Source organism: Zhengella sedimenti, assembly GCF_046506625.1.
Lineage (GTDB): Bacteria > Pseudomonadota > Alphaproteobacteria > Rhizobiales > Rhizobiaceae > Zhengella > Zhengella sedimenti.
In genome coordinates this window covers 657,229-680,950 of the sequence record NZ_JBKFFP010000002.1, presented here as the reverse complement: position 1 = coordinate 680,950, position 23,722 = coordinate 657,229, and the positions used below count along the sequence as shown (strand labels likewise).

At 65.2% G+C, this 23,722-nt stretch carries 26 protein-coding genes; 14 read left to right on the top strand and 12 right to left on the bottom strand.

Annotation, left to right across the window (positions count from 1 at the left end; all coding sequences use genetic code 11):
• Positions 1 to 41 precede the first annotated feature (41 nt).
• From ACLB6G_RS08880 to ACLB6G_RS08865, 4 genes are all read right to left on the bottom strand, one after another.
• Positions 42 to 227, bottom strand: a complete 186-nt coding sequence (locus ACLB6G_RS08880) for a DUF3008 family protein (RefSeq protein WP_410355919.1) — start codon at positions 225 to 227, stop codon at positions 42 to 44.
• A gap of 16 nt (positions 228 to 243) precedes the next feature.
• Entirely contained in the window at positions 244 to 705 is a 462-nt protein-coding gene (locus tag ACLB6G_RS08875) for a BON domain-containing protein (RefSeq protein WP_410355783.1), read from the bottom strand.
• Between the two features lie 243 nt (positions 706 to 948).
• On the bottom strand, positions 949 to 1,200 hold the full coding sequence (locus tag ACLB6G_RS08870; protein ID WP_410355782.1) for a hypothetical protein: 252 nt from the start codon (positions 1,198 to 1,200) through the stop codon (positions 949 to 951).
• 104 nt (positions 1,201 to 1,304) lie between these two features.
• Entirely contained in the window at positions 1,305 to 2,783 is a 1,479-nt protein-coding gene (locus ACLB6G_RS08865) for an alpha,alpha-trehalose-phosphate synthase (UDP-forming) (RefSeq protein ID WP_410355781.1), read from the bottom strand.
• Positions 2,784 to 3,054: 271 nt separating this feature from the next.
• Here ACLB6G_RS08865 and ACLB6G_RS08860 point away from each other — a divergent pair, with 271 nt between their 5' ends.
• The 4 genes from ACLB6G_RS08860 (at position 3,055) to ACLB6G_RS08845 (ending at position 5,898) form a co-directional block, all read left to right on the top strand.
• On the top strand, positions 3,055 to 3,297 hold the full coding sequence (locus ACLB6G_RS08860) for a hypothetical protein (protein ID WP_410355780.1): 243 nt from the start codon (positions 3,055 to 3,057) through the stop codon (positions 3,295 to 3,297).
• Between the two features lie 63 nt (positions 3,298 to 3,360).
• The gene (locus tag ACLB6G_RS08855) at positions 3,361 to 3,750 is read left to right on the top strand and encodes a DUF427 domain-containing protein (protein ID WP_410355779.1); all 390 of its coding nucleotides are present in this window, start codon (positions 3,361 to 3,363) and stop codon (positions 3,748 to 3,750) included.
• 91 nt (positions 3,751 to 3,841) lie between these two features.
• Positions 3,842 to 4,918: an AI-2E family transporter gene (locus ACLB6G_RS08850; protein WP_410355778.1), complete on the top strand. Its 1,077-nt coding sequence runs from the start codon at positions 3,842 to 3,844 to the stop codon at positions 4,916 to 4,918.
• Positions 4,915 to 5,898 (top strand): putative bifunctional lysylphosphatidylglycerol flippase/synthetase, encoded by a 984-nt coding sequence (locus ACLB6G_RS08845; protein WP_410355777.1) that lies wholly within the window; start codon positions 4,915 to 4,917, stop codon positions 5,896 to 5,898. The genes ACLB6G_RS08850 and ACLB6G_RS08845 overlap by 4 nt, the downstream gene beginning before the upstream one ends.
• On the opposite strand, the gene ACLB6G_RS08840 is transcribed toward ACLB6G_RS08845, so the two are convergent.
• From ACLB6G_RS08840 to ACLB6G_RS08820, 5 genes are all read right to left on the bottom strand, one after another.
• Complete coding sequence (locus tag ACLB6G_RS08840; protein WP_410355776.1) at positions 5,848 to 7,341, bottom strand: phospholipase D-like domain-containing protein; 1,494 nt, start codon at positions 7,339 to 7,341, stop codon at positions 5,848 to 5,850. The genes ACLB6G_RS08845 and ACLB6G_RS08840 overlap by 51 nt on opposite strands.
• Positions 7,342 to 7,433: 92 nt before the next feature.
• Positions 7,434 to 8,207: an endonuclease/exonuclease/phosphatase family protein gene (locus ACLB6G_RS08835; protein WP_410355775.1), complete on the bottom strand. Its 774-nt coding sequence runs from the start codon at positions 8,205 to 8,207 to the stop codon at positions 7,434 to 7,436.
• 147 nt (positions 8,208 to 8,354) lie between these two features.
• Positions 8,355 to 8,597 carry a hypothetical protein gene (locus tag ACLB6G_RS08830; RefSeq protein WP_410355774.1) on the bottom strand — a complete coding sequence of 81 codons (243 nt, stop codon included), beginning with the start codon at positions 8,595 to 8,597 and terminating at the stop codon, positions 8,355 to 8,357.
• A 73-nt stretch (positions 8,598 to 8,670) separates the two neighbouring features.
• Positions 8,671 to 9,249: an exopolysaccharide biosynthesis protein gene (locus ACLB6G_RS08825; protein WP_410355773.1), complete on the bottom strand. Its 579-nt coding sequence runs from the start codon at positions 9,247 to 9,249 to the stop codon at positions 8,671 to 8,673.
• Positions 9,250 to 9,335: 86 nt separating this feature from the next.
• The gene (locus tag ACLB6G_RS08820; protein ID WP_410355772.1) at positions 9,336 to 9,587 is read right to left on the bottom strand and encodes a YMGG-like glycine zipper-containing protein; all 252 of its coding nucleotides are present in this window, start codon (positions 9,585 to 9,587) and stop codon (positions 9,336 to 9,338) included.
• 169 nt (positions 9,588 to 9,756) lie between these two features.
• Here ACLB6G_RS08820 and ku point away from each other — a divergent pair, with 169 nt between their 5' ends.
• From ku to ACLB6G_RS08775, 9 genes are all read left to right on the top strand, one after another.
• Positions 9,757 to 10,611 (top strand): non-homologous end joining protein Ku, encoded by an 855-nt coding sequence (gene ku, locus ACLB6G_RS08815; RefSeq protein WP_410355770.1) that lies wholly within the window; start codon positions 9,757 to 9,759, stop codon positions 10,609 to 10,611.
• A gap of 178 nt (positions 10,612 to 10,789) precedes the next feature.
• Positions 10,790 to 11,269, top strand: coding sequence for a formate dehydrogenase subunit gamma (locus ACLB6G_RS08810; protein WP_410355768.1), 480 nt, complete (start codon positions 10,790 to 10,792; stop codon positions 11,267 to 11,269).
• Entirely contained in the window at positions 11,266 to 12,822 is a 1,557-nt protein-coding gene (locus ACLB6G_RS08805) for a formate dehydrogenase beta subunit (RefSeq protein WP_410355767.1), read from the top strand. Before ACLB6G_RS08810 ends, ACLB6G_RS08805 begins: the two co-directional genes overlap by 4 nt.
• A 38-nt stretch (positions 12,823 to 12,860) precedes the next feature.
• Positions 12,861 to 15,731: a formate dehydrogenase subunit alpha gene (fdhF, locus tag ACLB6G_RS08800; RefSeq protein WP_410355766.1), complete on the top strand. Its 2,871-nt coding sequence runs from the start codon at positions 12,861 to 12,863 to the stop codon at positions 15,729 to 15,731.
• Position 15,732: 1 nt separating this feature from the next.
• Positions 15,733 to 16,542, top strand: a complete 810-nt coding sequence (gene fdhD / locus ACLB6G_RS08795; protein ID WP_410355765.1) for a formate dehydrogenase accessory sulfurtransferase FdhD — start codon at positions 15,733 to 15,735, stop codon at positions 16,540 to 16,542.
• Positions 16,532 to 16,750 (top strand): formate dehydrogenase subunit delta, encoded by a 219-nt coding sequence (locus ACLB6G_RS08790; RefSeq protein WP_410355764.1) that lies wholly within the window; start codon positions 16,532 to 16,534, stop codon positions 16,748 to 16,750. Before fdhD ends, ACLB6G_RS08790 begins: the two co-directional genes overlap by 11 nt.
• Before the next feature lie 95 nt (positions 16,751 to 16,845).
• Positions 16,846 to 17,967: a fumarylacetoacetate hydrolase family protein gene (locus ACLB6G_RS08785; protein WP_410355763.1), complete on the top strand. Its 1,122-nt coding sequence runs from the start codon at positions 16,846 to 16,848 to the stop codon at positions 17,965 to 17,967.
• Positions 17,968 to 18,082: 115 nt separating this feature from the next.
• A complete protein-coding gene (locus ACLB6G_RS08780; protein ID WP_410355762.1) occupies positions 18,083 to 19,009 on the top strand; it encodes an ABC transporter ATP-binding protein in 927 nt (308 codons plus the stop codon).
• Positions 19,006 to 19,767, top strand: coding sequence for an ABC transporter permease (locus ACLB6G_RS08775; protein WP_410355761.1), 762 nt, complete (start codon positions 19,006 to 19,008; stop codon positions 19,765 to 19,767). Before ACLB6G_RS08780 ends, ACLB6G_RS08775 begins: the two co-directional genes overlap by 4 nt.
• Positions 19,768 to 19,781: 14 nt before the next feature.
• Here ACLB6G_RS08775 and ACLB6G_RS08770 read toward each other — a convergent pair whose 3' ends face one another.
• Both ACLB6G_RS08770 and ACLB6G_RS08765 read right to left on the bottom strand, forming a co-directional pair.
• Positions 19,782 to 20,018, bottom strand: a complete 237-nt coding sequence (locus ACLB6G_RS08770; RefSeq protein WP_410355760.1) for a hypothetical protein — start codon at positions 20,016 to 20,018, stop codon at positions 19,782 to 19,784.
• Positions 20,019 to 20,120: 102 nt separating this feature from the next.
• Positions 20,121 to 21,218 carry a YeeE/YedE family protein gene (locus ACLB6G_RS08765; protein ID WP_410355758.1) on the bottom strand — a complete coding sequence of 366 codons (1,098 nt, stop codon included), beginning with the start codon at positions 21,216 to 21,218 and terminating at the stop codon, positions 20,121 to 20,123.
• A 297-nt stretch (positions 21,219 to 21,515) separates the two neighbouring features.
• Between ACLB6G_RS08765 and ACLB6G_RS08760 the strand changes: the two genes are divergently transcribed.
• The gene (locus ACLB6G_RS08760) at positions 21,516 to 23,141 is read left to right on the top strand and encodes a BCCT family transporter (RefSeq protein WP_410355757.1); all 1,626 of its coding nucleotides are present in this window, start codon (positions 21,516 to 21,518) and stop codon (positions 23,139 to 23,141) included.
• A gap of 85 nt (positions 23,142 to 23,226) precedes the next feature.
• Here ACLB6G_RS08760 and ACLB6G_RS08755 read toward each other — a convergent pair whose 3' ends face one another.
• Positions 23,227 to 23,637 carry an MAPEG family protein gene (locus ACLB6G_RS08755; RefSeq protein WP_410355756.1) on the bottom strand — a complete coding sequence of 137 codons (411 nt, stop codon included), beginning with the start codon at positions 23,635 to 23,637 and terminating at the stop codon, positions 23,227 to 23,229.
• Positions 23,638 to 23,722 lie beyond the last annotated feature (85 nt).

The following is a 23,722-nucleotide window of genomic DNA, read 5'->3' as shown; positions in this document are numbered from 1 at the left end:
GGCCACGAAGATCCGCTGCGGTTTCTGGAGAGATTTCCGGGCTAATCGCCTTTCCGCTCCGGTTCTGCCTTGCGCTTCCCCGAAGCCATCTCCTCAAGCTCCTTTCGCGACATGGAATCCGCCATGTCCTTCGAAGCGCCTTTCAACTCGCTTTTCTTCATCTCGCCGCGCTTGGCTGCGAGTGCAGCACCTGCTGCCATCTGCTGTGCCTTGGATTTGGCGGGCATGAGCCGCTCCATTCCGTCACGGGTTTCCGGTTTCGCCCGGCGTCTCCCGAATCCGCAGATTGTTCTGCGTATGCCTCACGCCGCTGACCGAATCGGCGCAATCCTCCGCCCGCCGCTTCTCGAAGCGGTCGGACACCAGACCGGACAGCGTAACCTCGCCATCCTTCACCGAGACTTCGATGTCACTGGCATTCAAAGCGCCATCATCTGTCATCCGGTCGCTGACATCCTCGAGGATCCGGTCATCGGAGCGCCGGTAACCTTTCGGTCCCTTGCCCCTGTGCTTGTCGCGTTCGCGGCGCCTTTCGGCCTCCTCGTCACCGAACCAGGAACTGACCTCGTCGCTCGCCCGGTCCCAGAAATCCCGGCCCTCGGCACCATGGCGAGGCGCCCGCCGGTCCCAGTGTCCACGCGGATGGCCGCCCTCGCGCGGTTGTCCGTACCAACCGCCGATGTATGGAATTCCGTAACCGGGCATCGGCCGGTCTGCGTAGTGCTCCCCCCACCAGGCGGTGGACCTCGGCTCACCGCGTCGGCGATCTTCCCGGAAGCGGGGGTCCGGGTAATCCTGCTCCGGTGCTTCTGCCCATGGACGGTCAAATCCGGGGCGTTGTCCTCTTGGACGGTCATGGGCCATGGCTTGCTCCTCTGCATTCTGGCTTTCGTCTTCATTCCCGACCGGAAACCGCGCGCATGGTCCGTGGACACGCCGCACGCTGCGTCAATCCGGCTGCGGTTGCCCTTCCTCGCCCGGTATCCGTCCGCCCGTGGCTGCCTGCGGGTGGACGGTCCGCATTGTCGCGGTGTGGTCCTCGTCGCGAACGCCTTCGGTGATCTTTTCCGGCGGACGCTCGGCGATCGCGTCATTGTCGGCTTCGGAACAGCCGCCCAGCGCCAGAAGAGGAAAGGCGACGGCAAGCGCCATCGCGGCGCGGCCGGCATGTGAAATGCCGATTTCATGCAACATGGTCATGTCCTTCTCATCCGGTTCCGGTGGTTGGCCATCGGTCCGGCCTGTCCGGTCAACCCCCGGGCCGGGGGCCGGGTTCCAGACCCGTGCGATTTCCGGCAGAACGCCTAGGGCAGGAACGCTGCCCTTGACGCTGGAGGCGTGGTCCCTGCGCCCGCCGTCTGGTCCGTCTCGCCCGTTGCGGATGCCGCATCCTCGCCGTCCCTGCCGTCCCTCGACGTGCCTTCGTCCTGCAGGACGGCCAGGAACCCGGCTGCCCAATCGTCCGCGTCCGTTGCGCTGACACGGTCCATGAGCGCGCGATGGCGGGCGACCCGTTCCGGGCGCGGCATCCGTATCGCGCGATGGAGGCTGCGCGCCATCTCGTCGGTGTCGTGCGGGTTGACGATCAGCGCTTCCGGCATGTCTTCGGCTGCCCCGGCGAAGCGCGACAGCACGAGCACGCCGGGATCGTCGGGATCCTGCGCCGCGACATACTCCTTGGCGACGAGATTCATGCCGTCGCGCAACGGTGTCACCAATCCGATTTCGCTTCGCCGGAAAATCGCCGCCAGACGGTCGCGCGCGACTGACCGGTGGATGTACTTGATCGGCGTCCAGTTGAAATCGGCGAACCGGCCGTTGATCGCCCCGGCCAGCCCTTCGGTCTGGCGGCGGATCGCATCATAGGCGCCAATGCCTTCGCGCGTTGGCGGCGCGATCTGCAGCAGCGAAACCCGGCTTTCCAGTTCCGGGTGGGTATCGAGCAGCTTTTCGAATGCCTCGAACCGCGCCGGAATGCCCTTGGAATAGTCGAGCCGGTCGACGCCGACGATCTGCTTGCGCTTCAGCAATTGCCGTCGCATGTCGTCGATACGGATATCCTCATCGGCGCGCCGGGCCATCGCCTGGAAGTTCTCGAAGTCGATCGCGATGGGAAAGCGGTCGCATTGGATGTGGCGATCGCCAGAGCGGAGGACTGTCCGCGAGATCCGGTCGGCCAGTCCCTGGCTTTCGATATTGCTGAAGAAATTCTCCAGGTCCCGCGATGTCTGGAAGCCGACGACGTCATGGTCGAGAAGCGATTCCAGCAGCCGGCGATGGCCGGGCAGGGCGGCCAGCACCTCCGGCGGCGGGAAGGGAATGTGCAGGAAGAAGCCGATCCGCGTTGGCCGGTCGCTGGCCTGGCGCAGGAACCGCGCAAAGGGCAGAAGGTGATAGTCGTGCACCCAGACCAGATCGCCGTCCCTCAGCAAGGGCGCCAGTTCTTCCGCAAGCCGCCTGTTGACATCGAGATAGCCGGAAAATTCCTGTTCGTGATAGTCGATCAGGTCCGTCCTATAGTGAAAGAGCGGCCACAGGACGCTGTTGGAAAAACCGGCATAGTGGGACTGGTATTCCTGGTCCGACAACGGCACCGTGATCTGCCGCACGCTGCCACTGCCGGCCACCGAGTTGCGCGCCCGGCTGCCCGGCTCGCTCGTCCCGAACCAGATGCCGCCGCGTTTTCTGAGCGTATCGGCAATGGCCACGGCCAGTCCGCCGGTCTGGGTCGACCTGTCGATGTCGCCTACGCGGTTGGATACGATCACGAGTCTGTTCTTCACACGGCTGGCTCCCGGCTGGATGGCGGCAATCGGCTGGATGGCGGCAATAGGAGAACCGGGCGGTATCTGGTTTTGTTCCTGCCGGACTGATCAAAACCGCGCCGGCAGGCATGTGCCCGGGCGCTTCGGCAAGCAAGCGCCGGCAGCAGGAACAAGGCGGAAGCAGGCGTTTTCGCGGCGTTGGCGATCGGCAGGGCATCGTCTTCGAATCGTGCACGGGCATGGAACGGTTTGGCGCCCTGCGCCGTTCGCCCTGCGAAAGGAGACCGACATGAACCAGGGAAAAGACAAACGCCCCGAAGACCTGCGGGAAAGCGATTTCGCCGAAGAGCGCATGGGCAACAACCGCTTGCAGGGGAATGACCAGGAATCGGTCCACAATCAGCGCCATGCCGTGCCCGAGGTGAAGCAGGAGGCCGACGATGTGATGGAAAGTTTCGAAAAGCTCGACAAGGACAAGCGTGCCCGTGACGATCTCAACAAGGGCGTGCGCAAGGATGGCGGCAATGCCTGAGGCTGACCGCCGGAACCTTTTGGCCGGCATTTCGATTTCGATTGATCAGCAGGGAGTGTGGACATGGTCGAGGAGACGGACGACCGGATAACGGCAGAACCTTTCGACGGCATCGTGAACGTTCGCTTCGTCGACGCCATGCTCGCGTCGACCGACAGGGCGCTCGTGCTCAGGGAGAGAGGGCACGATCCCGTCTTCTACATCCCGTTCGACGACATCTATTTCGAGATGATGCACGAGTCCGGAACGCGAACGCATTGTCCATGGAAAGGCGAGGCGCGCTACTGGAGCACCGGTGCGGCGGGCGAGGCCGCTGCCGATGTCATGTGGGCCTACGACGAACCGCATGGCGCGGCACGGGCAATTGCGGGCCACGGTGCCTTCTATCCGGACAAGGTGACGATCGACGTCACGCCGCACGACAGCCCCCGCCGCGTGGTGACCAGGGGATGAGCACGGCCGATGCCCGGGTTTCGCGGCGTAAGGATCGCATGCCGGCAAGATGCGCGGCCGGCCGCATCAGCCTGGCCTGGTGCTGTCCGGCATGACCCCTGACATCAAGCATGGCGAGCGCCTGCTGGTGCGCATGGTGGCCTTGATCGCAGCGATCCTGGTCTTTGCCGTCCTGCATGTGACCAGTTGGGTCACCTCGACCCTGGCGCTTGCCTTTTTCGTGACCGTTGCCGTGTGGCCCGTGGATTCGTTCCTTCGACGCCGCCTGCCCGGGCGCTTGCGCTGGATCGGCCATCTTGCCGCCCTTGCCCTTGTCATCCTGCTGTTTTCGCTTTTTCTCGGCGGCGTGTTCCTTGCCGCAAGCCAGATCATGGCGGGCCTGCCAGCCTATGAGGACGTCATTGCGCAGACGTTGCAGCAGGCGTCCGAACGGGTCGGCTTTCCGCAAATGGCCGACGAGGCGCAAAGCATGGGATCCGGCCGGCTGTTCGAGCGATTGATGGGCATGGTGACGGGCGTTGTGCGGTCCACCTCGAATCTGGCCGGCATCCTGTCACTCATCTTTTTCCTGGTTCTGCTGATGCTGGTCGAGACCCCGGTCTGGGCCGGCAAGCTGAAGTCGATCACCGGCCGGCGCGACGGGGAAACTTTCCGCTCCGCCATGGACGCCATTGCCACCCGCATTCGCTGGTATTTCGCCGTCCGTACCTTGATGGGCCTCGCAACAGGGATTCTCTACGCCTTGTGGAGCTGGGCCTGGAATCTCGATTTCGTGTTTGTCTGGGGGCTGCTCGCCTTCTTGCTGAGCTACGTTCCCAATGTCGGTTCGCTCGTGGCCGGTGTTCTTGCCGCGGCCTTCGCCTTTCTCCAACTCGATCCCTTCCCGGCCGGCCTCTACGGGTTCGGGCTGCTGCTGATCGAGCAGGTCATGGGCAATTACGCCGATCCGAAACTGCAGGGCCGTGAACTGTCCCTTTCGCCTCTGGTCATCCTTGTCGCGCTGATGCTCTGGAGCTGGGTCTGGGGCATTGCAGGAACGCTTGTCGCCGTTCCGATGACGCTGGTGATCATGATCGTGTTCGCGCGGGTGCCGGCCTTGCGGTCTTTCGCCCTGTTCCTTTCGAACCACCGTGATGTGGACGAACTGATGCGGTCGGTGGACGCATGAACGCCCCCTTGCACGACCCCGGGCAGACCCATCCGCGCGCCGATGGCGAGGCTGGCCGCCGAAGGACAGCGGGCGTGAACTGGCGCCGCTGGATCATCAACGGTTTCGTGCTCGCGGCTGCGGCCCTCGCCGTCTATTTCATCGTGCGCACCGTCCGCCGCCACGGTATCGACACCATCCTCGATGCGCTGGCACAGATGCCGGCGGCAAACCTGGCCGCGGCGGGCGGCTTTGCCGCCGCCTCATACCTGTGCCTGTCCGGTTTCGACTATTTCGGTGCCCGCTATGTGGGCCGGCCGCTGTCCTGGCCCCGCGCCTTGCTCGGCTCCTTCACCAGCCTTTCCATCGGCCACAATGTGGGCTTTGCCGGATTCAGCAGCGGCGGCCTGCGCTATTACTTCTATTCGCACTGGGGCATGCGCGCTGCGGATGTGGCGCGGCTGGTCGTCTTCTCCGGCATCGGTGTGGCCATCGGGATTTCGACGATAGCCGGAACCGGCCTCCTGTTCTATCCGCGGCAGGCCGAAAGCCTGGTCGGCCCGAACAGGGCCGTCATCCTTGCCATTGCCGGCCTTTGCCTCGCCTGGCCCTGGCTTTACCTTCTGGCCACGGCACGATTTCGCAGCGCAATTCGTCTCTGGAAATGGCATCTGACCTTGCCGCAGCCGCGGCTCGCCCTGTGGCAGATCCTGCTTGGCAGCGCGAATTTCGCCTCTGTCGCCGCATGCCTTCACCAGCTCATCACCGGTCTGAAGGCGACGCCCTATTTCGAGGTTCTGGCCGTTTACGCTCTCTCACAGGCCGCAGCCCTCGTCAGCCATGTGCCCGGCGGACTGGGCGTCCTGGAAGCCTCGGTGCTGTTCCTGCTTCCCGGGATACTGTCACTGGCAGCCGTGATTGCCTTCCGCATCGTCTACTTCTTCTTGCCGTTACCCCTTGGTCTGGCCGCGCTCGGCCTCACTGCCTTTTTCAGGCGCTGAAGCCCCTTCGATGCCCAGCCATGAAAGGAAGCGCTGCCATGGCCGGGCAGGGCCGCGCGGATCGAACAGGCCGGTTCCCGGCAGCGGCGTCACCTTGCCCTCCGGCGATGGCCGGTCGAGCTCGTGAAGGTCGCGCCGCCCGCCGGAGAACCGGTCGACAACGGCAAACAGCGAGCCGCTTGCCGCGATCTCCCGCGCCACCGCCTCGGCCGTTGTGTCCAGATGTTCGGCCAGCAAGTCGTTGCGAAGGGTTGCGATTGCCTGGCGATGGCCGGCCTGCGCGGCCTCGAAGCCCAGGTCGCATTCCGTGTCCAGCCCCTCTGAGCGGTTGTTGAGGTTTGACGAGCCGATCCGCGCGAAGACGTCGTCGACGATGATGATCTTGGCGTGAACCAGCACTTCCCTGCGGCTGCCATCGGCGGCTTGCGTGCTCGCGCACATGACACGCAGCCGACCGTGAACGTCCGCCCGGCGCAGCCGCCGCAGCAACCGCTTCCGGTTGTATTCCATGACGATGCGCTCCAGCATGCCGCGCGAACTGCGGGTCACGACGATGAGGATTTCCGGGCCCTCATCGCGCCGCAGCGATGCCTCCAGACGCCTCGCAACCCTGAACGAGGCCAGGTACTGGGTCTCGATGTAGAGTGAGGTCCGGGCGGCCAGGATGGCGTCGTCGGTCAGCTTCGCCGTCTCGTGGCGCCGGCGGCGGCCGAAGCCCGGCGGAACCGTCCGTGCAATGGCCACGGGACAATCGCGAAGGGCCGGCGCGATGAAATCTGGCCATTCGGCCTGTGTGCCATCCGGCGGCCGCAGCGTTTCGCCTGTCGCGCGCCGCCACCGGTCGGCCGCAACGTCGCATATCGCCCCGGCGGCGGGGCCGGAGACCAATGCCTGCGCATCGTGAACCGGACCGTAGGCCGACCCCGACGGCGAGCGGCGCAGATCCTGTTCGGCCAGGTGGCGCCGGTCGTCCCATCGCTCCGACGTCAGGTCCATGCCGCCCGCAAAGGCCAGCGTCCCGTCGACGCAGATGATCTTCTGGTGCTGTGAGGCGCGCAGCGAGTGCCTTCGGTCGAAGGCCAGCGCAATGCGCGGGTGATCCGCCCATTCATGGTCCCGGAACACATCGAGGGTCTTGCGGGCATAGACGGGTCCGAGTGCCCAGATGAGGATTTTCAGCTCCAGGGCCGGATTGCGTTCCACAAGATCGCGCAGGAAGGGTCCGAGTTCGCGGGATTCTTCGTCGTCCGGTGTCAGGTCGATCTTCGGATCGAGATCCCAGCCGACGATCACGATCCGTTGCCGGGCAAGCGGCAGGATGCGGACAAGGGCGTCGTAATAGGCCTTGGCGTCGATCAGGAAGGCCGACCGGTCACTGTTGCGAATGACCTGGCAGTTCCTGCCTTCCCGCGCTATGGGCGCGGGTCGATTTCCCGTTCTCATTGTCGGCATCCGGTCCGGCTGCTCCTGTTCAAGAGGTGGTTGCGCTAGCCAAACTCCGGAACGGCAGCAAAGGTTTCGTTGCCGCTCCTGTCTCAGCCGATGGCACTGCGCCGGTCCACGCCCGGATGGATCTCGATGTCGGCGACCAGCGGCAGGTGATCGGACGCGACCGCCGTTGCGGCATTGCGCACGGGCGCGATGGAATGAACGGTCATGTTTCCGCTCATGAAGATGTGGTCGAGACGCAGGAAGGGAAATCGGCTGGGAAAGGTGGCGCCGTGTTTTCGCCCGGCATTGGCATCCTTGAGATTGCGGGCAAGCCGGCGATAGGCACGCGAGCGCGGCACCGCGTTGAAATCCCCCATCAGCAGCACAGGCTTGTGGCAGAGCGGATCGCCGAGCCATTCATGTCCAAGCAGCGCGTCGACCTGGATCGAGCGCTCGATGGCCAGAAGGCCCAGATGGGTGTTGACCACCTGCAGGCTGGCGGCCGGCGTTTCCACTTCCACCCACAGCGCGCCGCGCCGTTCCAGTTCGCGCCGGCGAATGGGCGCGGGCAGGCCGCCGCGCCGGACAAGCCGGTTGGGCAGCGCGGTGAGGATGGCATCGCCGAAATGTTCGTCCTGCACCTGGTAGGCCGGGTGAAAATGCATCTCCATGCCCAGCATCCGGGCGATTTCGGCGGCCTGGTCCACGCCGCCCGTGCGCGCCCGCCGCACATCCAGTTCCTGCAGCGAGACGATATCGGGCTTGCAGGCGGAAATCACCTTCGCGATGCGTTCGGGTGAAAGGACCCGGTCGGTGCCCACACAGCGGTGAACATTGTAGCTCATGACGCGGATGGTGCGCGGCCCGTGCCTTTCCAATCCCGGCTCCTTCGGCTGGTTGAACTGTCAATCGTCGCAATGGTGCTTTGGTTCTGGTCTTCATTGCAAGCGTTCAGGTCCATCCCGCCGCGTCATGCTGCCGTTATTGCGCGCGGCCACGTGCCTTCGGAAAGTCTGCCGGCTTTTTCAGCGGCGATTGTCCTTGGCGAACAGGTGCGGATAGTAGTCGTTGCGCAACCTCAGCCGTGGCGCCAGAAGCCAGGCCACGGGGACCGTGAGGACGAGTGCCGCCGCGATCACCGCCGGCAGCGCATATTCCAGATAAGGGCGCAGGGCCGGGATCGACAGGACAAGCGTGGCAAGGCTGCCGAAAAGGACGGCATTGACGGGAAGGGCGAGCATGACGGTCATGAATGTGCGTGTACGCATGTCGGTCTCCGTTCTGTTGTCCCGATGAAACGTCCGGCCCGCCTGACGGGTTCCGGCGACGGTATCCTTGATGTCAATTGAATGCTGCCGCCACGAGCGCCACCGCTCCGCCGGCCAGCAGCAGCCCGAGGCTGGCCAGCACCCCGTCACGCGCGAGGATGGCCGTGGCGAAGGCTGCCACCGCAGCGCCCAGCACGGATGACGAAAACGGCACGATTTCGAGGAACGGCATGGCGAAGCCGCAAAGCATGCAGAGGACTTGAAGCAGGATGCGCGCCGGCGGCCGCACCATGAACGCCAGCCTCTGCCGCGTGAGCCGGTCCGCGAACTGCGCCGGACGTCTGAGCTGCCGCAGGGTTTTCACCAGTTTGCGGCTGCTTACCTTCTGCCTCAGGATCCATTCCGGCAGCCACAATCGCCGGCGCCCGACGATCATCTGAAGCGAGAGCAGGCCGATGGCGATGCCCATCACGCTGGACAGTCCCGGAATGCCGCTGAGCGGTGTGACCACCACCAGCGCCGGAAGCAGGATCAGGGCCGCATGGGATGTATGGCCGAATCCGTCCAGCACCTCGCGAACCGTCGTTGTCTCGCCGGTAGCAGCGGCGCTGGTGCTGTCGATGATGTGCAGGAGGGGCTGTGAATTGTTCATGACCGCCTTGTCAGCCGGCCAGGACCGGACAGGGTTGCTTGCGGCCGGGCAGGATGGTTCAGGCCCGCCCGGCCGCAGGGGCGTTTTCAGCATTCGGCGCGATAACGCCGCCCGTAACGGTCCTCGTAGATGCACATGCCGGGCTCGCTGGCGCGTCCGATCAGCGCGCCCGCCGCGGCGCCGACCACGCCGCCGACGACCGCCCCTTCAACCGCATCGTCGTTGACCGCGGCGCCGATTGCTGCTCCCGACGCGCCGCCGACCGCCGCGCCGCGTTCCGTCGCGGTGCATCCGGCGAGCGCAAGCACGCCGAGCGCTGCAAACAGGGCATTCTTCATGTCGCAAACTCCTCTTTCTGTGACATGGCGACCAACACCGCAGGGCGGGAAATGTTTCATTCGGCTTTTCACGAGGGGCGACCGGCATGCGGAACCCCGGCGCGGCACCGGCATTGAATGGACATGAACCGCGCCGCCTTCCGGCGCGGCCTGCAAGGGAGCAAGGCTGATGGCGTCAAGACCGGTCTGGAAAGGGCAGTTGCGTTTGTCGCTGGTCTCGATTCCGGTTGAACTGTTTTCGGCAAGAAAGACCGCGTCGAAAATCTCTTTCCGCCAGATCCACGAACCGAGCGGCAAGCCCGTGCGCTACCGGAAGGTCGTCTCCGGCGTCGGTCCGGTGAAGAACGAGGACATCGTCAAGGGATACGAATACGGCGACGGGAAATACCTGCTGATCGATCCCGAGGATGTCAGCGAGATCCGCCTGGAGACGAAGAAGACGCTCGAACTCGTGCAGTTCGTCGATGCGTGCGAAATCCCGCCGATCTATTTCGACAAGCCCTATTACATGGTTTCCGCCGATGAACTGGCCGAGGACGCCTACCGGGTGGTCCGCGACGCGCTGCGCGAGACCGGGATGGCGGGACTTGGCCAGTTGACCATGCGGGGCCGCGAATATCTCGTCGCCGTTCGTCCCTGCGGCGACGGCATGCTGCTGGAAACCCTGCACTATGCCGAGGAGATCCGCGATGCCGAACCGATGTTCGCACAGGTCGAGGACGTGAAGGCCGATGACGAACTGCTGGAGGTCGCCACGACGCTGATCGAGCGCAAGTCCGCTCCCTTTGACGCCACGGCCTTTCGCGACAATTACGCCGAGGCACTGCGCGATCTCATAGACCGCAAGACGAAGAGCAAGACGACCGGACGGGTGGAACTGGAGAAGGGCGGCGGCGAGGGTAGCGCGCGCGAGAACGTCGTCGACCTGATGGCGGCGCTCAAGCAGAGCGTCGAGAAGACCGGCAACAAGGGCAAATCATCCTCCGGCAAGGGCAGCAGCCGCTCGCGCAGGAAGTCCGCCTGAGACCGCCGTCAGCCAGGCCGGGCGCCGGACGTCATATCCGAAGCCGCTTATGTCGCAAACAGGCCCACATTCCATGTCACTTTGGCATTGATAGGATTTTCCAATCGCCTGACGGAACACCGTTATTGATCCGGCAGGACGATCCCGCGACAATCGTCGCCCCAAAGGGAGGAATCCGATGCCAGAGCCCGGTCCGGCCAGCGATATTGTGGAACGCACGCGCAAGATCGTCACCGGTCATGCCGGGCGTCTCGGGCCGCTCCTGCCGATCCTGCATGACGTGCAGCACGCTTTCGGCCACCTGCCGGACGAGGCGCTGCGCACCGTCGCCGACGGATTGAACCTGAGCCGGGCGGAAGTCCACGGCGTGGCCAGTTTCTACCATGATTTCCGTGACGCGCCCGCCGGCCGTCATGTCCTGAAGATCTGCCGGGCCGAGGCCTGCCAGGCATCCGGTGGCGATGCCATCGCCGAGCGTGCCGCGTCGCGGCTGAAGATCGCCTTCGGCGAGACCACGGCTGATGGCGCGGTCACGTTGGAAGCCGTCTATTGCCTTGGCCTGTGCGCCTGCGGCCCTGCCGCCATGATCGACGGACGGGTTGCCGGGCGCCTCGATGACGCCAGGTTGGACGCATTGCTCGCGGAGGCAGGCCAATGACCGTGACGGTTTACATACCCCGCGATGCCGCCGCCCTGGCCCTGGGCGCCGACGAGATCGCCGAAACCGTCGCACGCGAGGCGAAAGCCCGAGGCGCGGAAGTCGCGATCGTGCGCAACGGTTCGCGCGGCATGGTATGGCTGGAGCCGCTGGTCGAGGTGGAGACGGCCCGCGGCCGGGTCGCCTATGGGCCGGTTGCCGCCGGTGACGTGGCGGAGCTGTTCGATTCGGGCTTTCTTGAAGGCGGCGATCACCCGCTCGGCCACGGGCTGACCGAGGAAATTCCCTTCTTCAAGCGCCAGACGCGGCTGACCTTTGCACGGTGCGGCCTCATCGATCCGCTGTCGCTGGCCGATTACGAGGCCCATGGCGGTCTGGCCGGGCTGAGGAATGCACTGGACATGGACCCGGCGGCCATTGTCGCGCAGGTGACCGAATCCGGCCTGCGTGGGCGCGGCGGCGCGGGCTTTCCCACCGGTATCAAGTGGAAGACCGTGCTGGAGGCGCCGGCCGACCGCAAGTTCATCGTCTGCAATGCCGATGAGGGCGACAGCGGCACCTTCGCCGACCGAATGATCATGGAAGGCGATCCCTTCGTGCTGATCGAGGGCATGGCGATTGCCGGGATTGCCACCGGCGCGACCATGGGCTTCGTCTATCTGCGCTCCGAATATCCCCAGGCCATCGAGGTGATGAACGAGGCGGTGCGCCTGGCCCGCGCCGCCGGCATCCTGGGGCCGGACGTGCTTGGCTCGGGGCGGGCCTTCGACATGGAAATCCGCATCGGCGCGGGCGCCTATGTCTGTGGCGAGGAAACCTCTCTTCTCAATTCATTGGAAGGCAAGCGCGGCGTGGTGCGCGCCAAGCCGCCGCTTCCCGCCATCGAGGGCCTGTTCGGCAAGCCGACGGTCGTCAACAACGTCATTTCGCTGGCGTCCGTGCCGGTCATCATGGACAAGGGCGCGGCATTCTACCGCGACTTCGGCATGGGCCGGTCGCGCGGCACAATTCCGCTGCAGATTGCCGGCAACGTGAAGCATGGCGGCCTGTTCGAGACCGCCTTCGGCCTGACGCTGGGCGAGATCGTCGACGATCTGGCCGGTGGCACGGCTTCCGGACGCCCGGTCAAGGCGGTGCAGGTGGGTGGTCCGCTCGGCGCCTATTTCCCCCGCGCGCTGTTCGACACGCCGTTTGACTACGAGGCCTTCGCCGCGAAGGACGGACTGATAGGCCATGCCGGCATCGTCGTCTTCGACGACACCGCCGACATGCTGAAACAGGCCCGCTTCGCCTTCGAGTTCTGCGCCATCGAAAGCTGCGGCAAGTGCACGCCCTGCCGCATCGGCGCGGTGCGTGGCGTCGAGACGCTGGACAAGCTGGCCGCGGGCGTCGAACCGGAGGCGCAGAAGGAACTGGCCGAGGATCTCTGCAACACGATGAAATTCGGCTCGCTTTGCGCGCTGGGCGGTTTCACGCCCTATCCGGTGATGAGCGCGATGACGCATTTTCCGGACGACTTTTCGCCGCGAAGCATGAAGGAGGCCGCGGAATGACCGCGCCCCGCAAAACGACATCCGGGAGGTTCTGAACCATGGGACTGGTCCACGAAATCGACTACGGAACGCCGGAATCGAAGTCTGAAAAGCAGGTCACGCTGACCATTGACGGCTTCGAGGTCACCGTGCCGGAGGGCACCTCCGTCATGCGCGCGTCCATGGAGGCCGGCATCCAGATCCCGAAACTGTGCGCCACCGACATGGTCGACGCCTTCGGGTCCTGCCGGCTCTGCCTCGTCGAGGTGGAAGGGCGCAACGGCACGCCGTCCTCCTGCACGCTTCCGGTCGCCGACGGCATGGTCGTCCATACCCAGACCGGCCGGCTGAAGCGCCTGCGCAAGGGCGTGATGGAACTCTACATCTCCGACCACCCGCTCGACTGCCTGACCTGCGCGGCCAATGGCGATTGCGAATTGCAGGACATGGCCGGCGCCGTGGGCCTGCGCGACGTGCGCTACGGCTACGAAGGCGAGAACCACGTCAAGGCGCGCGACACGTCCGGCGGCATCAACATGCGCTGGATGCCAAAGGACGAATCCAATCCCTATTTCACCTACGATCCGTCCAAGTGCATCGTCTGCTCGCGCTGCGTGCGCGCCTGCGAGGAAGTGCAGGGCACCTTCGCGCTGACCATCGAGGGCAGGGGGTTCGAAAGCCGTGTTTCGGCCGGCATGCATGAAGCATTTCTCGAATCCGAATGCGTGTCCTGCGGCGCCTGCGTCCAGGCCTGCCCGACGGCCACGCTTCAGGAGAAGTCGGTCATCGAGATCGGCCAGCCGGAACATTCCGTGGTCACGACCTGCGCCTATTGCGGCGTCGGTTGCTCCTTCAAGGCGGAGATGCGCGGTGACGAACTGGTGCGCATGGTGCCGTGGAAGGACGGCAAGGCCAATCGCGGCCATTCCTGCGTCAAGGGCCGCTTCGCCTGGGGTTATGCAAACCATCAGGATCGCATTCTCAACCCGATGATCCGCGACAGCATCGACGAGCCCTGGCGCGAGGTCTCCTGGGGCGAGGCGCTGACCTTCGCCGGATCGCGCCTGCGCGCTCTGCAGGAGAAGCACGGCAAGGAGTCCGTCGGCGTCATCACGTCGTCGCGCTGCACCAACGAGGAAACCTACCTGGTGCAGAAACTGGCCCGCGCCGTCTTCGGCAACAACAACACCGACACCTGCGCCCGCGTCTGCCATTCGCCGACCGGCTACGGCCTCGGCCAGACCTTCGGCACGTCCGCTGGCACGCAGGATTTCGACAGCGTCGAGCACAGCGATGTCGTCATCGTCATGGGCGCCAACCCGACCGACGGCCATCCGGTCTTCGCCTCGCGGCTGAAGAAGCGCCTGCGCAAGGGCGCGAAGCTGATCGTCATCGATCCGCGCCGCATCGACCTGGTGAAGTCGCCGCACATTCGCGCCGCCCATCACCTCGCGCTGAAGCCCGGCACGAATGTCGCCGTGGTCACCGCGCTCGCCCATGTCATTGTCACCGAGGGCCTCTATGACGAGGCCTTCATCCGCGAGCGCTGCGACTGGAACGAGTTCCAGGACTATGCCGAATTCGTCGCCGATCCGGCCCACGGCCCGGAAGCCGTGGAAGCGCTGACCGGTGTCCCGGCAGAAGAAATGCGCGCGGCCGCAAGGCTCTACGCACGTGGCGGCAACGGCGCGATCTACTACGGCCTCGGCGTCACCGAGCACAGCCAGGGTTCGACCACGGTCATCGGCATCGCCAATCTCGCCATGCTGACCGGCAATATCGGCCGGCCGGGCGTCGGCGTGAACCCGTTGCGGGGCCAGAACAACGTGCAGGGCTCCTGCGACATGGGCTCCTTCCCGCACGAACTGCCGGGCTATCGCCATGTGAAGAACGCCGATGTGCGCCGGCTTTACGAGGAGCTTTGGAACGTCACCATTTCCGACGAGCCGGGCCTGCGCATTCCCAACATGCTGGACGCCGCCGTGGAAGGCACGTTCAAGGGTATCTACATCCAGGGCGAGGACATCCTGCAGTCCGATCCCGACACGAAGCATGTCTCGGCCGGCCTTGCCGCCATGGACTGCGTCATCGTCCACGATCTCTTCCTGAACGAGACGGCGAACTACGCCCATGTCTTCCTGCCGGGCTCGACCTTCCTGGAAAAGGACGGCACCTTCACCAATGCCGAGCGCCGCATCAACCGCGTGCGCAGGGTGATGGCCCCGCGCAACGGTTACGCAGACTGGGAGATCACCCAGATGCTGGCCAATGCCATGGGCGCCGGCTGGGCCTACACGCATCCCTCCGAAATCATGGCGGAAATCGCGGCCACCACGCCGAGCTTCGCCAATGTGACCTATGACCTGCTCGACCGGAAGGGGTCGGTGCAATGGCCCTGCAACGACAAGACGCCGGATGGTTCGCCGGTCATGCATGTGGACGGTTTCGTGCGCGGCAAGGGCCGCTTCATCCGCACCGACTACGTGGCGACCGACGAGAAGACCGGCCCGCGTTTCCCGCTTCTGCTGACCACCGGGCGCATCCTCAGCCAGTACAATGTCGGCGCGCAGACCCGGCGCACGGCCAACACCGTCTGGCATGGCGAGGACCGTCTGGAGATCCACCCGCATGACGCCGAGCAGCGCGGCATCAAGGACGGCGACTGGGTGAAGCTCGCCAGCCGATCCGGCGAGACCAGCCTGCGCGCGGAGATCACCGACCGCGTGGCGCCGGGCGTGGTCTACACCACGTTCCACCATCCCGGCACGCAGGCCAATGTCATCACCACCGACTATTCCGACTGGGCGACCAATTGCCCGGAATACAAGGTGACGGCGGTGCAGGTGTCGCCCTCCAACGGCCCGACCGATTGGCAGCGGACCTACGAGGACTTTTCCGAACGGTCGCGGCGCATCGAGGCGGCGGAATAGGATGGAGCCGGCGCGCGCATTCCCGGCACTCGCCTGGCGGCAGGGCCGCTACGAGACGGCGTCGCGCAATCTCGCCGCCGAGGCCGCCGTCGCGATCAGTTACAACGGCACCTCCCATGCCGTGCTGATGGCCTCGCCGGCCGATCTGGAGGACCTGGCGCTCGGTTTTTCCATTTCCGAGGGCATCGCCACGCGCGATGAGGTCGAGGCGGTGGACGTGCTGGCCGATGACCGGGGCTTCGATGTACAGGTGCGCCTGGCGACCGATGCCGAAAGCCGTCTGGCCGCGCGCCGCCGCGCCATGGCCGGGCCGGTCGGCTGCGGCATGTGCGGGCTGGAGAGCATTGACGCGGCATTGCGCGAACCGCCACGGGTGGATGCGACGGCCCGCCTGCGCCCCGGCGATGTGGCGGAAGCCTGCGCCGCATTGACCCGCGCCCAGGCGCTCAACCAGTCCACCCGCTCCGTGCACGGTTCCGGCTACTATGTCGCCGGCCGCGGCCTCGTCGCCATTCGCGAGGATGTCGGACGCCACAACGCGCTCGACAAGCTGGTCGGGGCCATGGCCCGCGCGGGTGGCATGGGCGAGGGCGCGGTGGTGACCTCGAGCCGCGTTTCCATCGAACTGATCCAGAAGACCGCCGCGTCCGGTTGCGGCATTCTCATCGCCGTCTCCGCACCCACGCTGCTCGCCGTCGAGATGGCTGAGCGCGCCGGCATCACGCTCGCGGCCATCGCCCGCGGCGACGAATTCGAGATTTTCACCCATCCCGACAGGATCAAGGAGGGAGCCCTCCCGCATGTCGCCTGACAAGCTTGCCCGCATGGCCAACCAGATTGCCGCCTTCTTCCGTACGCGTCCGCACGCCGAGGCGGTGGAAGGGATTGCCGGTCACCTGAGCGATTTCTGGGAGCCGCGCATGCGCGCCCAGTTCTTCCAATTGCTGGCCGAAAAGCCGGACCTGTTCGATCCGCTTGTGCGCGAGGCGTCCGGCAAGGTGCGCCCGGTTTCCGGATAATCCTCTTGAAAATCAGGCGTCCAACTGGACGCCGCCCCGCCTTCCCGCTAGCGTCCCGGCCCTTGTGAAGGATTGAAGGCGCCGGGAGGAACGGGATGCTGGACGGCAGTGAAATGAACGGCCTGTGGCTTGGCCGCGTCTGGCGTGATGGGGTTGGGCCGGCGGTCGTCACGCTGCGCGAGGGCCAAGTGGTGGACATCACCTCGCGCGCCGCGCCGACCACCCGCGACATTCTCGAATTCGACGATGCGGCGGCCTATGTGCGCGAGGCCCCGGGTGAGGCGATCGGCCCGCTGGATGGCCTGGCGGGAGCGGGCGCGCGCCTGCTCGCCCCCTGTGACCTGCAGCCGGTCAAGGCGTGCGGCGTCACCTTCGCCCGTTCCATGGTGGAGCGTGTTATCGAGGAACAGGCCGCCGGCGATCCCGACAAGGCCCAGGCGATCCGCGTCCGCATTTCCGGGAAGATCGGCGACACGCTGGACAATATCGAGGCCGGATCCGAACAGGCCGCGAAGGTGAAGCAGGAACTGATCGCGCTCGGCGTCTGGTCGCAATACCTGGAAGTCGGCATCGGCCCGGATGCCGAGGTCTTTTCCAAGGCACAGGCCCTGTCATCCGTCGGCGACGGCGCGGACGTGGGCCTGCACCCGGTTTCGCGCTGGAACAATCCGGAGCCCGAAGTGGTGCTTGCGGTCGACAGCCAGGGCCGCATCCGGGGCGCGACGCTCGGAAACGACGTGAACCTGCGCGACGTGGAAGGCCGCTCCGCGCTGCTGCTGTCCAAGGCAAAGGACAACAACGCCTCGTGCGCGATTGGCCCGATGATCCGCCTGTTTGACGAGACCTATTCGCTCGATGACGTGCGCAAGGCGGAACTGACGCTGACGGTGGAAGGCGAGGACGGCTTTGTGCTCAATGGCCGTTCCTCCATGCGCGAGATCAGCCGCGACCCGGAAAACCTCGTTGCCCAGACCATCGGCAGGCACCATCAGTATCCCGATGGCCTCATGCTCTTTCTCGGCACGCTGTTCGCGCCGACCGAGGACCGCGACCATCCCGGCCAGGGTTTCACGCACAAGCTGGGAGACCGGGTCGCCATTGCCTGCCCGGGGCTGGGAACCCTGCGCAACACGGTCCGCCTGTCGACCGAATGCAAGCCCTGGACCTTTGGCGTGGCGGCGCTGATGCGCAATCTGGCTGGCCGGGGCTTGTTGTGACAGGGGCGTGGGGGCAGGGTGGTTTCCATCTTGCCCTTTCCCTTTTCGTGCCTCGCCCCATCTGCTACGCCGTGCCACAGGCTGGAAAACGCACAGCAACAACACGGGACGGCTCATGACCCCGATTGTCGAAGTCGAAAATCTTTCCAAGGTCTATGACGGCGGATTCGAAGCCCTCAAGGGCGTGGACCTGACGATCCGCGACGGCGAGATTCTTGCGTTGCTCGGTCCCAACGGCGCCGGCAAGACGACGCTGATCTCGATCATCTGCGGCATCGTCACGGCCACGTCCGGCAGCGTGCGCGTCGGCGGACACGACATCGAGCGCGACTACCGCGCCGCCCGCTCCATGATCGGCCTGGTGCCGCAGGAGGTGGCGCTGGAGCCGTTCGAGACGGTGCTTTCCACCGTCCGCCTGACGCGTGGCCTGTTCGGCAAGAAGCGCGACGACGCCTATATCGAGAAGGTGCTGACCAGCCTTTCGCTGTGGGACAAGCGCGACACGCCGACCAAGGCACTGTCGGGCGGCATGAAGCGCCGCGTGCTGATCGCCAAGGCGCTGTCGCATGAGCCGCGCGTCATCTTCCTCGACGAGCCGACAGCCGGCGTGGATGTGGAATTGCGCAAGGGCATGTGGGACATCGTTCGCCAGCTCAAGGCCGACGGCGCCACCATCATCCTGACGACGCACTACATCGAGGAGGCCGAGGCCATGGCCGACCGGGTCGGCGTCATCAACGGCGGCAAGGTGTTGCTGGTGGAGGACAAGGACAGCCTCATCCGCGATCTCGGCCGCAAGGACCTGACGCTGACGCTTGCCGAACCGCTCGCCAGCCTGCCGCCCGCCCTGTCGGGCCATGGTCTGGCGCTGGTCGAGGATGGCTGCAAGCTGCGCTATTCCTTCGACAGCGCGGCCGGAAAGACCGGCGTCACCCGCCTGCTGAATGATCTCGCCACGGCCGGCCTGACCGTGACCGATCTCGACACGCGCCAGAGCTCGCTGGAGGAAATCTTCGTCGGGCTGGTCAAGGAGACGGCATGAACCTCACCGCCATCGCGGCCATCTACCGCTTCGAGATGGCGCGCACCGCGCGCACGCTGCTGCAATCCATCATTTCGCCGGTGCTCTCCACCGCGCTCTATTTCATTGTCTTCGGCGCCGCCATCGGCTCGCGCATCCAGCAGGTCGACGGCATCGACTACGGTGCCTTCATCGTGCCGGGCCTCATCATGCTGACCGTTCTCACGCAGTCGGTGACAAATGCCGCCTTCGGCATTTACTTCCCGAAATTCATCGGCACGGTCTACGAATTGCTGTCCGCGCCGGTCTCCTTCGTGGAGATCGTGATCGGCTATGTCGGCGCGGCGGCGACCAAATCCTTCATCATCGGTTCGATCATCTTCGCCACGGCCCATCTCTTCGTCACGCTGCCGGTCGCCCACCCGGTCTGGGCGCTGGCCTTCCTCGTCGCCACCTGCATCAGCTTCGCGCTGCTTGGCTTCATCATCGGCATCTGGGCTGGCAATTTCGAGCAGTTGCAGCTTGTGCCGCTGCTCATCATCTCGCCGCTGGTCTTCCTGGGCGGAAGCTTCTACTCGATCTCCATGCTGCCGCCCTTCTGGCAGACGGTTTCGCTGTTCAACCCGGTCGTCTACCTGATCTCGGGCTTCCGCTGGGCCTTCTTCGGCCTGTCGGATGTGCCCGTTGCCGCCAGCCTGGCGGCGATCCTTCTCTTCATGACGCTGTGCCTGACCGTCATCTGGCTCATTTTCCGCACCGGCTGGCGGCTGCGAGCATGACGGGCAGGGCGTCCTCAGGCCTTCACGAACAGGATGTCGGCGATATCGCCATGGTCGTAGACCCAGGCCGAACGGTCCCCGCGCTCCACGATCATGTCCGGCGGGCAGGTGTCGGCGTCCAGGTCGCCTGCATCGAACAGGAACTCGTCCGGCAGAAGGTCCAGCGGTGGCAGGTCTTCCGGCGCCAGCGGCGGCGTGTTGACGATCTGGATACGGGCACGCGGGTCTGACTCGTCACGGACTGGCAACACGGCTTGGGACTCCTGCTTTTCGATGGTTGGCCGGAACGAATCGCCTGGCCCGTCGAAAGGGAGCATTTTCCCGCGCTGGTATCGGAAGCGTTAACGACGCCCTCAGGTGCCGAGCATGGCCGGCGCGGCCTCCGGCCGGTCGGCAGGCAGCGCCGTCTCGCGGTGGTAGTCGAGCAGGCGGTCGGTGATGCCGGCCGAAAGCCACATGGCGCCGAGCGTTACCCAGGCCGTCAATGCAAAGACCGAACCGCCGGTCACGCCCGCGCCCACGGCGCAGCCGCCGGCCAGCATTCCGCCGAAACCCATCAGTGCCGCGCCGAGAATGTAGCGGCGCATCGAATAGCCGTCCTGCCAGCCCTGGATCTTCAGTTCGCCCGAAAGCCATGCGGCGGTAAACGAGCCGAGGAAGACGCCCGGAACGAGCCCGACATCGAAATCAAGCTCCGAGGCTTCCAGGAAGAACATCAGCGTCTTGGCCGAAGGGCCGGTGAAGGTGAGGCTGGTCATGTTGACCGGATCGAAGGCGATGGCCGAAAGCTGGGCCGTATACCACCATGCGGCCGGGACCATGAGCCCGGTGAGAACGGATGCAAGCGCGATCACCATGCGGGTGCGCTGGCGCCAGGCGAACCAGAGGCCGGCGCCAAGCCAGATGGCGGAGAAGGCGATGGCGGCGCCCGTGGAGGCGCCGAAGCGTTCCAGCAGGTCGTTGCCGCCAATGGCGTTGCTCGTCATGCCGCCGGCGATCCAGTTGCGCAGCGGCGACAGGAAGCCGTGCAGGCTGGCCTGCGCCACCACGGCGAAGACGAGGCCGGACAGCAGCGCGCGCAGGTTTCCCGTGGCCGAGAGCACCAGCAGGCGGGAAGCGCATCCGCGCGCCATGACCATGCCCGCCCCGAACAGCAACCCGCCGATGGCCGCGCCGGAGACGGATTGCGGCGAGGCAAGCTGGCGGGCTTCCTTGATGTTCACGTCTGCCAGCAGGTAGAGCGCCTGCGTTCCGATCAGCGCCGTGGCGAAGACAAGCAGCCAGACCGCGACCTTGGAAGTGATGTGGCCACGGGCAAAGTCCACCGTCGCGGCGCGCAGGCAGAAACGGCTCTTCTGGGCAAAGGCACCGAAGAGAAAACCGATGGCAAGCGCCCCAGCCAACGCCAGCGTAGGCTCGCCATACCGGTCGGCAAGCGCGATCAGGTCCATGCTGCACCCCCGTCAGATCCAATTAATCGTGATTTTTGCATGTGATGGCACGGCACGTCTTGATTGAAATCAACCGACCGCCACGGACCGGATATTTCGTTTTTTTCTTGGGAACTGAAGCGTTCCCCGGGCATTGAAAGGGCGCGGGGTTTGTCCCAAACGCGACAACTGCGCGCCCGGCATGTCGCGAGCAGGAGACCATCGCATGCGGGATGCGTTCAGTCTTTCCGGTCAGGGAGAAACAGGTCCGGGCGATGTCCTGCCGCGTCCGGAGCATGAAAAGGGGAGGGTATTCTCATGGCAGACGCTTTGCCAGAAGCCGCGAATCCGGTTGAGACCGACTACGAGATCGGTCAGGACAACGTACAGGTTCTCGGCCTCGACATTCACAATCCGGTCTTCTTCGTTTCCGCCGTCATCATCATCGCCTTCGTCATCCTGTCGCTGATGTTCCAGGAAGGCACGGCGGCGTTCTTCGGCTGGCTGCGCCCGGCCCTGACGGAGACCTTTGACTGGCCACTGCTGATGTCGGCCAATCTCTTCGTTCTGTTCAGCCTGTTCCTCATTGTCAGCCCGCTCGGCAATGTCCGCCTCGGCGGCCAGGACGCACGTCCGGACTACGGTTATGCCGGCTGGTTCGCCATGCTGTTCGCCGCCGGCATGGGCATTGGCCTGATGTTCTTCGGCGTGTCGGAACCCTTGTCGCACTACGCTTCGTCCTTTGGCGGAACGGCGGTGGAAAACGGCCTGCGCACGGACTGGGCGCCGCTCGGCGCGGCTGCCGGGAACACCGAGGCTGCCCGCGAACTGGCGATGGCTGCGACCATCTTCCACTGGGGCCTGCATCCTTGGGCGATCTATGCCATCGTCGCTCTGGCGCTGGCCTTCTTCTCCTACAATCGCGGCCTGCCGCTGACGCTGCGCTCGGCCTTCTACCCGATCCTCGGTGAGCGCGTCTGGGGCTGGCCGGGGCACGTCATCGACACGATGGCGGTCTTCGCCACGCTCTTCGGCCTGGCCACATCGCTCGGTTTCGGTGCCGAACAGGCCATGGCCGGACTCGATTTCCTCTTCGGCCTCGGCGTTTCGGACGTCGCCAAGGTGATCCTGATCATGGCCATCACCGGCATTGCGCTGCTGTCCGTGGTCGCCGGGCTCGATGCCGGTGTGAAGCGCCTGTCGGAAATCAACATGGTTCTGGCGGCCGCGCTGCTGCTGTTCATCCTGTTGGCCGGACCGACGGCGGTGATCGTCACCGGTCTGCTCGACAATACGGTCGCCTATGTCAAGGAACTCGTCCCGCTCTCCAATCCGTTCGGTCGCGAGGATACCAACTTCATGCAGGGCTGGACCGCCTTCTACTGGGCCTGGTGGATTTCCTGGTCGCCCTTCGTCGGCATGTTCATCGCCCGCGTCTCGCGGGGGCGCACGGTGCGTGAATTCATCACCTGCGTCATCCTGATCCCGACGGCCGTCTGCATCCTGTGGATGTCGACCTTCGGCGGCGCGGCAATCCACGAAACCGTTTCGGCCGGCCACCAGGAAATCGTCGATGCCGCGCAGGAGCTCAAGCTCTTCGTGATGGCGGAATATTTCCCGCTGACCTCGATCATCTCCTTCGTCGGCATCGTGCTGGTGATCGTCTTCTTCGTCACCTCGTCGGACTCCGGTTCGCTGGTCATCGACACCATCACCGCCGGCGGCAAGGTGGATGCACCCGTCGCCCAGCGCGTGTTCTGGGCGCTGTTCGAGGGCCTTGTCGCCATTGTCCTGCTGCTGGGCGGCGGCCTTGGCGCGCTTCAGGCGGCGGCGGTGGCGACGGGCATTCCCTTCGCCCTCGTCCTGCTGGTGATGATGGTCGCGACCTACATGGGCCTGCGGCGTGAACGGCTGATCGACACCGGCAAGGTGAAGACCGCCTGACACGGCCTGTCTTCAACGGGCAACCGAAAGGGCGGCGCAGAGATTGCGCCGCCCTTTTCATGTCCAGGCGCCACCCTTTTCACGATCAGGCAATGAGCAGGCGCGCCGCATGGGCCAGAAGGCCGACCGTCAGGACGATGAAGGCGAGGAAGGACAGCGCGAAGCCGAGCCCGCGCTGCCAGGCAGGGGCGTCGGGCTGGATGAAATGCCACGCATGCAGCGCCCGCCCGATGGTGAAGGGCAGGCCGATCGCGTGAATTGCGAAGGCGGGCGCGCCTAGCAGGGCGGCGGTGGCCAGCATCACGAAGAACATCGGCATGGCCTCGATGGCGTTGGCATGACCGCGCAAAAGGCGGATGAGATGCAGGTCGCCGCCGTCACCCATCATGATCCGCGTCCGGACGCGATGGCGGCCGGTCGCGCCTGTCAGGACAAGCAGGACAAGGGCATTGAGCGCGGCATAGAGGGCCGTCGCGGCAAGGGCGCTGGTCGCCATGATGATCTCCAGTTGATGACGAGAGGGTACGGGTTGCGAACGCGCCGGATCATTCCCGCCACATGTCTCCCGCGCAATCGGAAAA

Bases quoted from the DNA above. Each gene is read 5' to 3' on its own strand.
- ACLB6G_RS08755 (WP_410355756.1), bottom strand. From the start codon at position 23,637: ATGGCGACCAGCGCCCTTGCCGCGACGGCCCTCTATGCCGCGCTCAAT.
- ACLB6G_RS08840 (WP_410355776.1), bottom strand. From the start codon at position 7,341: ATGAGAACGGGAAATCGACCCGCGCCCATAGCGCGGGAAGGCAGGAAC.
- ACLB6G_RS08805 (WP_410355767.1), top strand. From the start codon at position 11,266: ATGACCGTGACGGTTTACATACCCCGCGATGCCGCCGCCCTGGCCCTG.
- ACLB6G_RS08830 (WP_410355774.1), bottom strand. From the start codon at position 8,597: ATGCGTACACGCACATTCATGACCGTCATGCTCGCCCTTCCCGTCAAT.
- ACLB6G_RS08860 (WP_410355780.1), top strand. From the start codon at position 3,055: ATGAACCAGGGAAAAGACAAACGCCCCGAAGACCTGCGGGAAAGCGAT.
- ACLB6G_RS08850 (WP_410355778.1), top strand. From the start codon at position 3,842: ATGACCCCTGACATCAAGCATGGCGAGCGCCTGCTGGTGCGCATGGTG.
- fdhD (WP_410355765.1), top strand. From the start codon at position 15,733: ATGGAGCCGGCGCGCGCATTCCCGGCACTCGCCTGGCGGCAGGGCCGC.
- ACLB6G_RS08855 (WP_410355779.1), top strand. From the start codon at position 3,361: ATGGTCGAGGAGACGGACGACCGGATAACGGCAGAACCTTTCGACGGC.
- ACLB6G_RS08790 (WP_410355764.1), top strand. From the start codon at position 16,532: ATGTCGCCTGACAAGCTTGCCCGCATGGCCAACCAGATTGCCGCCTTC.
- ACLB6G_RS08820 (WP_410355772.1), bottom strand. From the start codon at position 9,587: ATGAAGAATGCCCTGTTTGCAGCGCTCGGCGTGCTTGCGCTCGCCGGA.
- ACLB6G_RS08845 (WP_410355777.1), top strand. From the start codon at position 4,915: ATGAACGCCCCCTTGCACGACCCCGGGCAGACCCATCCGCGCGCCGAT.
- ACLB6G_RS08875 (WP_410355783.1), bottom strand. From the start codon at position 705: ATGCCCGGTTACGGAATTCCATACATCGGCGGTTGGTACGGACAACCG.
- fdhF (WP_410355766.1), top strand. From the start codon at position 12,861: ATGGGACTGGTCCACGAAATCGACTACGGAACGCCGGAATCGAAGTCT.
- ACLB6G_RS08825 (WP_410355773.1), bottom strand. From the start codon at position 9,249: ATGAACAATTCACAGCCCCTCCTGCACATCATCGACAGCACCAGCGCC.
- ACLB6G_RS08870 (WP_410355782.1), bottom strand. From the start codon at position 1,200: ATGACCATGTTGCATGAAATCGGCATTTCACATGCCGGCCGCGCCGCG.
- ACLB6G_RS08765 (WP_410355758.1), bottom strand. From the start codon at position 21,218: ATGGACCTGATCGCGCTTGCCGACCGGTATGGCGAGCCTACGCTGGCG.
- ku (WP_410355770.1), top strand. From the start codon at position 9,757: ATGGCGTCAAGACCGGTCTGGAAAGGGCAGTTGCGTTTGTCGCTGGTC.
- ACLB6G_RS08775 (WP_410355761.1), top strand. From the start codon at position 19,006: ATGAACCTCACCGCCATCGCGGCCATCTACCGCTTCGAGATGGCGCGC.
- ACLB6G_RS08780 (WP_410355762.1), top strand. From the start codon at position 18,083: ATGACCCCGATTGTCGAAGTCGAAAATCTTTCCAAGGTCTATGACGGC.
- ACLB6G_RS08880 (WP_410355919.1), bottom strand. From the start codon at position 227: ATGCCCGCCAAATCCAAGGCACAGCAGATGGCAGCAGGTGCTGCACTC.
- ACLB6G_RS08785 (WP_410355763.1), top strand. From the start codon at position 16,846: ATGCTGGACGGCAGTGAAATGAACGGCCTGTGGCTTGGCCGCGTCTGG.
- ACLB6G_RS08810 (WP_410355768.1), top strand. From the start codon at position 10,790: ATGCCAGAGCCCGGTCCGGCCAGCGATATTGTGGAACGCACGCGCAAG.
- ACLB6G_RS08760 (WP_410355757.1), top strand. From the start codon at position 21,516: ATGGCAGACGCTTTGCCAGAAGCCGCGAATCCGGTTGAGACCGACTAC.